This window comes from Pseudomonas sp. CBC3 (assembly GCF_037967085.1).
Taxonomy (GTDB): Bacteria; Pseudomonadota; Gammaproteobacteria; order Pseudomonadales; family Pseudomonadaceae; genus Stutzerimonas.
This window is the reverse complement of sequence record NZ_JBANEO010000004.1, coordinates 435,697-443,542: the sequence shown is the minus strand read 5'-3', so window position 1 is coordinate 443,542 and position 7,846 is coordinate 435,697. Positions and strand designations below refer to the sequence as shown.

Below are 7,846 nucleotides of genomic sequence, written 5' to 3'. Positions count from 1 at the left end.
AAACGCTCCACAACGACCTCTCTGCTTCGAAAAAGAGATCGATGGTAGTGAATAAATCCTGCGTGGCTGCCTGCCAGAAAAGTGTCCGGATGACCGTGGAGTCGGTGTCCGGATGCTTGTGGAATGAGTGTCCGGATCAGCGTGGAATCACTGTCCGGGTGCGCGTGGAATGGGTGTCCGAGTCAGCGTGGAATCCGCATTCTGATTGATTGCACGAGTTCGGCCCGCGATTTCGCTATGTCCTGAAACTCGTCGACGATGATGAATCTCCAGGGGACGTCGAATTTCCCCTCTTCGATATAGGTATTCGCTTTACTGACCATGCCGTCAAAGTCTAGCTGGCCCTCGCTTTCGAGCTCGGCCTCGTAGGCCTCGAATATAGGTATCAGGAGCTTTAGGGCTGCCCCAAGCTGAGGTGTCTTAGTGGCTATACGTTCGCGTTCCAGCTCGTTTAGGTTTGCCGCCTTCAGCAGCCCAAGCATCTTCACCAGGATATTCGAAAACTCGGTGATGGCTCCAAATTCCCGGAGAGTTTCGAGTACAGCTTCTGGGGGTAACGGGTTGAGATTTACACCGGCCGTAGTGAGCGATTTCTCAAGGGTTTCCAGCAGTTGCCCCTTCTGCTTTTGATAGTGGTATGTCTCAAGCAGAGTTGTCCCTGCCAGCTTATGTACGCTTCTCTTCCATGCCATATCGTCATGGTATTTTCGGCGATCAATGTAGGGCGCAGTGTTGCCCAGCTCATCAATGCCGAAGTGCTCGATGTAGATCCCGTGTTCAGGAAGGAAAAAATCGGGGTGGTATGCCGCGCGTGCTTTGGCTTGCTCCGGGGGTTCGAAGCGGGCTTCGTAACGGTATTCAATGCCGTTTTTGAAAAGGAAATTGGCGATGTCGCACTCGCCAAAACCTTTGACTTTCTCGCCTTTGAGCGTTCGTAGGTTGTTGTCGTTAAGGAATTGGTAGTAATCGCCCAGCGTCTCGAAATCGAACGGATTGCGGTCGGGATTTAGCCAGCGCTCGAAGTAGGACAGTATGAGCTGGCGGTACTCAGGATCTTCTTTCTGGAGGCGCTGAAACTCCAGGTCGACGAATTTTGCTTTCAACTTATCGTCTTCAGCCATGGGGCTCAGCGATGGTTTTTTACGCTCTGCTACTGCAACTACGGATAGGCCGAGCGCGTGGAAGGTAGTGGCGGTTATCCCTTTTATCCCGAGGCGCTTTTCGAGCCGCTCTCGCATCTCGGCAGCAGCTTGTTTGCCATAGGCCAGCAGGAGTATTTCTTCAGGCTTTGCCTGGCCACTCTGAACGAGGAACGCAACACGGCCCATTACCGTACTGGTCTTGCCGCTGCCGGCACCTGCAAGTATTAGGTTGTTGTCCTCGTCAACGACACATGCCTCTCGTTGCCTGGGGGAGAGTGGTTTGCTCTCGACTGTATCGAAAAGGTGTGCGTGGCGAGACAGGTTCTCTCGGACATAACGCTCCCGGGATTGCTTAAGCCAGGTCGTTGGGTTTTCCAGGAATTCGCGGGTCGCTTCTAGGAAGTAATTCTGTTCAGCATCAAGCACGTATGAGGGTTGTTCGGGAGGCAAGATTGCCCGAAGCCTTTCGAACTCTTGGGCAATGGGAGCCCATTGGGAGCCACGGACATAGCCTTTTTTAGGAAGGCTGTCGGTGAACGCCAGCATCTGTGATTTGATAGAGCCCAGCCTCGGGCCGAACCATCCCCGAGTAACGAGAGCCCAAGCTTCATCGCGCACTGCTGTTCTTGTGAAATGGAGTCGGATATCACCAGTAGCGCAGCGCAAGATCAACGAGTACGTGAAAAGTGAGCGGCCCTTTTTAGGTAACGCAAGCGTTGTCCAGTCGAGAAACTGCTCGCCTCTACGGCTACATATCTCAACGCCTTGTTCTGTTATTTTGGCTGACCTAACCCCAGCTGGAAGCCATTTGGCCCACCAAGGGGAGTATAAAATCCTTGTCATCTGATTCAGCCCTGAGCTCTGGGCGCTTCCTTGCGTAAACGTGATTTTTCCTCGATCAGTTGCTACGAAGTAACTTCAGATGCGAGGTTTGCGTGTGGGAATCCGACCGAAAACTGGAGCCAGCGCTCAAAATCTGGGCCATAGAAATGGCCCAGTCAGTATTCATTTGCTTCGATTGAAGGGGAGTACTTTCGCGGATTCCTTGCTATCTGAACCCAATGAATTTGCCACTTTACTCTTGAGTGTCGCTAGCTGAACCACTGCAGATTGGCTTTTCAGGTAATGCTTTGGTAGCCCCGTGAGCATCTCCACATCAGCCTCACCTAAGCCCAGGTAGTCAGTAACAGACTCAAGTGGCATCACGCCGGAAGAGGCCAGCAATTCCACTGTGCGCCTGAGGAGTCGAACCTGTTCGGGCGAGCGGCCATCGTCACCAGGTTCAGCCTTGACGCCCCAGCGTGACGACCGGCGCTTGAAGAGCTGCGCTTTAGTATTGCTGTCGATAACCTTCAGCGCGAACAAGCGCATGATCATGGCACCGACTGAGACGCCCCAGCGCTGTTTCAAAAGAAGCAGGCTGTCGAGTGTTACTGGGGTACGCACGTCAGCTGCAAAGGTTTCAGCAGGCAGCAAAAATGCACCAGCGAACCGATGAGCCTGATCTTCCATCAGCTTATATCGATCAGGGTCGGTAGAGCGTTCAATGCCTTTGTGAAGGATGAGGTGACCCAGCTCGTGGGCGAGATCGAACCTACTGCGAAAAGCATTCTCCTTGTCGGAAGATAGGAGAATCATTGGACGTTCAAGGGCCGGGCTCCAGGCAGATAGCCCCTCAATGGTGGCGACCCCTGTTTCCTCTCGGACAAGGATGACCCCGGCACCTTCAACAGCCATTGCGAGGTCTGGAACTGCTCGACGTCCCAAGCTCCAAAGATCACGACACTCGCACGCTGCCTGCTCGATGTCTGAATTGGTGATCTGCTCTGGATCGCTAAATGAGCGGGTGGGCAAGTTGACCTCAGGGAAGTCAACGAACTCACCCAGTGCCAAAGCAATATCCTGTGCCCACTCCAATCGCGTGGCGAGCTTGGTACGTGCTGCAGCATGTGCCGATGCATTGCTACGGTACAGCGGCAAGGTGCACTTTTCAGGAAGCGGCCTAGTGAACCATTCAGGGGTTACATTCATCGCAACAGAAAGGCTCTGAAGGGCTTCCGCTTCTGGGGACTGCTGGCCTGATTTCCACTTGCTGATTGTGGCTGGAGAGACTCCAACCATCGCGGCCAGCTCTACCTGAGAGACTGCTCGGGCAGAGAGCACCTGTATTAAACGCTCAGGCTCGAAGCCTGTAATTCCACGGCTCATGATGCAGCTTGTTGTCCTGTTTTAAGCACACCTGTTTTGAGAGTCGGCGTGACACGGTCAATCTGTTGTGGCACTTCGTCATAGCGCGCGAGAAATGTCTTGAGCGGTTCGCGAAACAACCATCCTTCCATCTTGGCATCCGGAACTGCGATGAAAACCTGAATAGGACGCTCTGGTTGGTTGCTCAAAGAGCCCGAGAAGCACGCCACAAAGAAGAATGTGCCTGCGGTAATAGCCTCTGGAACGAAGAGGGAAGGCTGCACCAATTGCGTCATCGCCTGGTTCACCTCGGAAAGCTTCCGCCGAATAGAGCTGCGCTTGGCGTTATTCCAAACGGTCGAGGACATGTTCACGCGGCTAAACTTGAACATCCCCGTTTGCCCCACCACCACGCCGTTGCCTTGAAGTGGCGCATGCTCAGCGCCGGCAGCCAGCAAGGCTTCGCTGAACAGCTCGTTCATGTAGAAATGACGCATCTGACCCAATGCGTTTTTTCGATGTTTTTTGCTCAGATCCTTGGTAGCCAGGTAGGCGCGCATCGCACCAGCATCGAAGGCATCTTCAACGCCCATGACGAGGTCGCGTGGAACGCTTGCAAGGAGAAGGGCTGGAATAGATGGCGCGTGACGCTGGGGCATAGAGGGAGTCTCTGATTTCGTTAAGCGAGATTATATGCCTAAAAAATTTCGTGTGGATAGGGTGGCGCTGCGAATTCTGAAGGAGGTTGTACCTCCCGATAAGTGGGACTGCTGATAAGACTCAGGATCATCCAGTGAGATCACATAGGCGATCCGCGCGTGCATAGCCCAAAGGCGTGCGGTCACTCATGTCGAGCAGTATCTGTCGCTGAGGGGCGCCTAGAGGCACAGAGATTAGCCGCAACTGCTGATGCGCCTCGATGGCATACTGCCTGTATCTAGTACTGCCAGTGGAACGGCAATGACTGAGAGCAAAGTGAAAAAAGAAAGTAAACTGGCTATTGGCAAGCGCAACGAGTTAGCAATCTGGGGATACCTTCTTAGCGAAGGATTTGACGTTTTCCCTTCTCTGGTAGATGACAAGGGTATTGATGGAATCGTTGGTCACAAAGGGCGCTATTTCGAGATCCAGATCAAAAGTGGTAGTAACTGGAACAACCAGCGTGGACTCAGCCGCGACGCGGTCAGTCTGAACCCAGAACGGGTTTTTCTGATTTATAACACCACCGCAGACGAGGTTCGGTATTTCACGGGCCAGCAGATTCTCGACGAAGCTGAGTGGCAATTGTCGATCGATTGGCGGATGGCCCAGCTCAAGCTGCCTAAGCGGATGCTCGAAAAGTATGGTGCGCATGATTGGGCAGGCTTCGTGGCGTACTTGCAGTCACCTAAGCCATAGCTAGAGCATTGCCCGCGTATGGCCAGTGACGCGGAAATCGCGTTATCTATTAGAGGGATTTTTGATGTCAAAAGCAGAGCAGGCTTTTCAGTACTCGATCAAGGATGCCGAGGAGCTCCTGGAGCATTTCGACGCGCTCAACTCCAATCCGCCACCGGCCAACGCGGAGGTGCTCAAGCGTGCGGGCTTGGTAATGGCCCTGACCGCCTGGGAAACCTACGTCGAAGATAGGGTCACCGAAGCGCTGGCAATCCAGCTCAAGCTGATCAAGGGAAGCCGATGTGGCGACTTCATGGCTGAGAAGTTGGAGAATGAGCTCAAGCGTTTTCACAACCCTGATTCGGCGAAGACCAAGCAGCTATTCCTGGACTACCTCGGCGTTGACGTCACAGCCAACTGGGCTGGAATGAGCACCGACGCGACGGGAAATCGGAAGGCGCTTGATGCTTTGATCAGCAAGCGAGGCCAAGCGGTGCATCGATCCAAGGTACAGAGCACAGGTGTGCCAGCTGCTCACCTGGTCAAGCGGGACGATCTGGAGAAAGCCATCCGGTTTATCAAGCTGTTAGTACAGAACACCGATCAGTGTCTCGACGAACATCTTTAGTAGTATTCAGAGCAGGCTCTGCGATGAGGCTTAGAGCGCTCTACTTGCCGGTTTATCTCGGTGCCAATATCAGTGTTTTAAGGCGTTGGCTGCTGAGCTGATGGCGGGTCTCTGACTTGTCTTAAGCATCCCCCAAAATTTTAAATGCGTAAGTCTATATTGGTGATTTCAACTCAATGTCTGAAAAGTCTTTACTGTCCACCGTGATGGTCGCTGTAACCACAACGTGCTTGACACTTCTAGGTACTACTGTTCTTCAAATCTACCAAAATAACAAAGCAGCTCATGTGAAATTCCTGGACGAAGCGCAAGCCACCGCGCAAGAGACGAGTAAACTCTTAGCTGAGGGGTACAATGCACTCGACAAATTGCAAGCCGAAGGTGCTGATAAGAGTTTCGAAGAATACCTCGATGGCCCTGAAGCCGAATACGATCAGTTTTATCGTCTATGGAAACAACGCATCATCGAGAATCAGTTTAAATTGATCCGATATTTTGGCAAGGATCTTGCCAATAGCATTATCCATCTTGATGAGATTGACATCAGCCCAACGGATAACCTTAGATCACCCGATCCTTGCACTCCACCAGACGCTAAGGATGCTGCAGATATTAACAAAATTATGGGCTCGGTTAGCTGCTATTCCAGGTTTCATTCGCGATTAAATCATCCACTTGATAAAAGCAAAGAAGAAAGCCCTGATGAATTCGTATCTCGACTTTCTAGGAAAGGTGAGCTCGACGCCCATCTGCGTGATCTGATGGATGCGTTTGAAGTTAGCTACGTCAGCATTTTGAGAGGGATGGATAACCGCTTCACCCAGCTTGGCGCGCAAAGGCTGAGGATTGGGGCGAGTTAATTGGATTTAATGCAACGCGGAGAGAGCGGGCTAACAATTTTGCGTCAGTCAGTAAAAAAGGCCGCTCTCGCGGCCTTTGATCAATCACTCACTGCACCCAGCTTTCAACCGTCTCAGCGCCATGCTCTTCTTTCCAAGCCTTCAGCACTTTATGGTTCCCGCCCTTAGTCTCAATCACCTCACCGGTCTTCGGGTTCTTGTAACGCTTGAGGGTACGCTCACGACGAGCCGGCTTAGCTGCAGCAGCTTTGCGCCCGGTACCCGCTGAAGGATCCAACAGATCAATCACGTTGCGTAGCGAGTAGTTGTACTCAGCAAGGAGCTTGCGCAGTTTGCTTTCAAATTCAATTTCTTTCTTCAGGTCTTCGTCACCCTGAAGCGCGGCAAGGCGCTGCTTGTGCTCTTCGATTTGAGCTTCAAGGGCTTTGAATTCTGCAAGTTTGGACATGATTTCTCCCCAATAAAATTTTGACTAAAACTAGCGATGGTTTGTTGGAAAGTCTATACGAAAAGACATTCCGTTGCATTTTTTGATAATGACCTAGACGAGGGCAGTCTGCTTATAATGCCGCGCTCGATCCCCAGAATTAAGCTTTAGCATGAAGCAGGTTTTTCTCCTCTTTACGGTACTTGTTTTCGCTGCAACCTCATCGTTCGCTAGTGCTCCGGCCAGTTTTGGTGAGGCAAAGGTCGTCGCAAAGCGTGAGGTGTTTTTTGATCAAGCCGACGGGCCCGTCGGCGATCTTTACTGCGGCTGCAAATGGCGTTGGGTTGGGAAGTCCGGGGGAAGAGTAGATGCAGAGTCTTGCGGCTACGAGACCAGGAAGCAGCAGACCCGCGCTGAACGGACGGAGTGGGAGCATATTGTCCCTGCCTGGCAGTTCGGCCACCAGCGGCAGTGTTGGCAGAACGGCGGGCGTAAGAACTGCGTGGCCAATGATCCCGTTTTCAGGGCGATGGAAGCTGACCTTTTCAACCTCTACCCCGCAGTTGGCGAAGTGAACGGAGACAGGGCGAATTTTAACTACGGGATGGTCTCCGGCGTTTCTCCGCAATACGGTCAGTGCACAACGCGCGTAGATTTCAACGCGAGGACTGCGGAGCCTCGTGACGAGGTGAAAGGGCTCATTGCTCGCACAACGTTTTACATGTTCGATCGGTATGGACTGAACATGTCGCGGCAACAGCAGCAGCTACTGATGGCCTGGAGCAAACAGTTCCCGCCCAATGAATGGGAGATCGAGCGGAACGCGCGGATCGCAAAAATTGTTGGGTACCCGAATGCCTTTGTGACTGGCGAGCGAGTATGGAGTTTGGGGTACAAACCTACAGGTGATGGTGTGAAGGGAGGCTCGCCGGCAGCTCCCGTGCGGCAGGTGGCAAAAGCTCAAGATGTTCCAGCGGACACCAGCCATGCTCCAGGTGATGTGGTTGGCAATCGGCGCAGCAACGTGTATCACTTGCGTGTTGGATGTCCGAGCTACGGCCAGGTTTCTTTGAAGAACCAGGTGAAGTTTGGGTCTGAAGCAGAAGCGATTAAGGCCGGTTACCGGAAGGCAGGTAATTGCAGCTAAGCGAGTAGTTAAATGTTTAGCTAGTTAAAGTCGTGGCTTGCGTATAGCAGATAATAGATGTGTTTTCCTATTATCTAG

8 protein-coding genes are annotated in these 7,846 nt (G+C 52.5%); 4 read left to right on the top strand and 4 right to left on the bottom strand.

Features of this window, described 5'->3' with window-relative positions; translation table 11 throughout:
* Positions 1-182: 182 nt before the first annotated feature.
* The 3 genes from V6943_RS18660 to V6943_RS18650 all read right to left on the bottom strand — a co-directional run bounded on the left by V6943_RS18660 (position 183) and on the right by V6943_RS18650 (position 3,922).
* The gene (locus V6943_RS18660) at positions 183-1,760 is read right to left on the bottom strand and encodes a UvrD-helicase domain-containing protein (RefSeq protein ID WP_340555017.1); all 1,578 of its coding nucleotides are present in this window, start codon (positions 1,758-1,760) and stop codon (positions 183-185) included.
* Between the two features lie 387 nt (positions 1,761-2,147).
* On the bottom strand, positions 2,148-3,350 hold the full coding sequence (locus V6943_RS18655) for an XRE family transcriptional regulator (protein ID WP_340555016.1): 1,203 nt from the start codon (positions 3,348-3,350) through the stop codon (positions 2,148-2,150).
* A complete protein-coding gene (locus V6943_RS18650) occupies positions 3,347-3,922 on the bottom strand; it encodes a hypothetical protein (protein ID WP_340555015.1) in 576 nt (191 codons plus the stop codon). Before V6943_RS18650 ends, V6943_RS18655 begins: the two co-directional genes overlap by 4 nt.
* Positions 3,923-4,289: 367 nt before the next feature.
* Between V6943_RS18650 and V6943_RS18645 the strand changes: the two genes are divergently transcribed.
* The 3 genes from V6943_RS18645 (at position 4,290) to V6943_RS18635 (ending at position 6,194) form a co-directional block, all read left to right on the top strand.
* Positions 4,290-4,727: a hypothetical protein gene (locus tag V6943_RS18645; RefSeq protein ID WP_340555014.1), complete on the top strand. Its 438-nt coding sequence runs from the start codon at positions 4,290-4,292 to the stop codon at positions 4,725-4,727.
* A gap of 64 nt (positions 4,728-4,791) precedes the next feature.
* Positions 4,792-5,334: a HEPN domain-containing protein gene (locus tag V6943_RS18640; protein ID WP_340555013.1), complete on the top strand. Its 543-nt coding sequence runs from the start codon at positions 4,792-4,794 to the stop codon at positions 5,332-5,334.
* Between the two features lie 287 nt (positions 5,335-5,621).
* Positions 5,622-6,194, top strand: coding sequence for a hypothetical protein (locus tag V6943_RS18635; RefSeq protein ID WP_340555012.1), 573 nt, complete (start codon positions 5,622-5,624; stop codon positions 6,192-6,194).
* An 88-nt stretch (positions 6,195-6,282) separates the two neighbouring features.
* Here the strand turns inward: V6943_RS18635 and V6943_RS18630 are convergent, their stop codons facing one another.
* Positions 6,283-6,642 carry a histone-like nucleoid-structuring protein, MvaT/MvaU family gene (locus tag V6943_RS18630; RefSeq protein WP_340555011.1) on the bottom strand — a complete coding sequence of 120 codons (360 nt, stop codon included), beginning with the start codon at positions 6,640-6,642 and terminating at the stop codon, positions 6,283-6,285.
* A 151-nt stretch (positions 6,643-6,793) separates the two neighbouring features.
* On the opposite strand from V6943_RS18630, the gene V6943_RS18625 reads away from it, so the two are divergent.
* A complete protein-coding gene (locus V6943_RS18625) occupies positions 6,794-7,768 on the top strand; it encodes an endonuclease (RefSeq protein ID WP_340555010.1) in 975 nt (324 codons plus the stop codon).
* Positions 7,769-7,846: the final 78 nt, after the last annotated feature.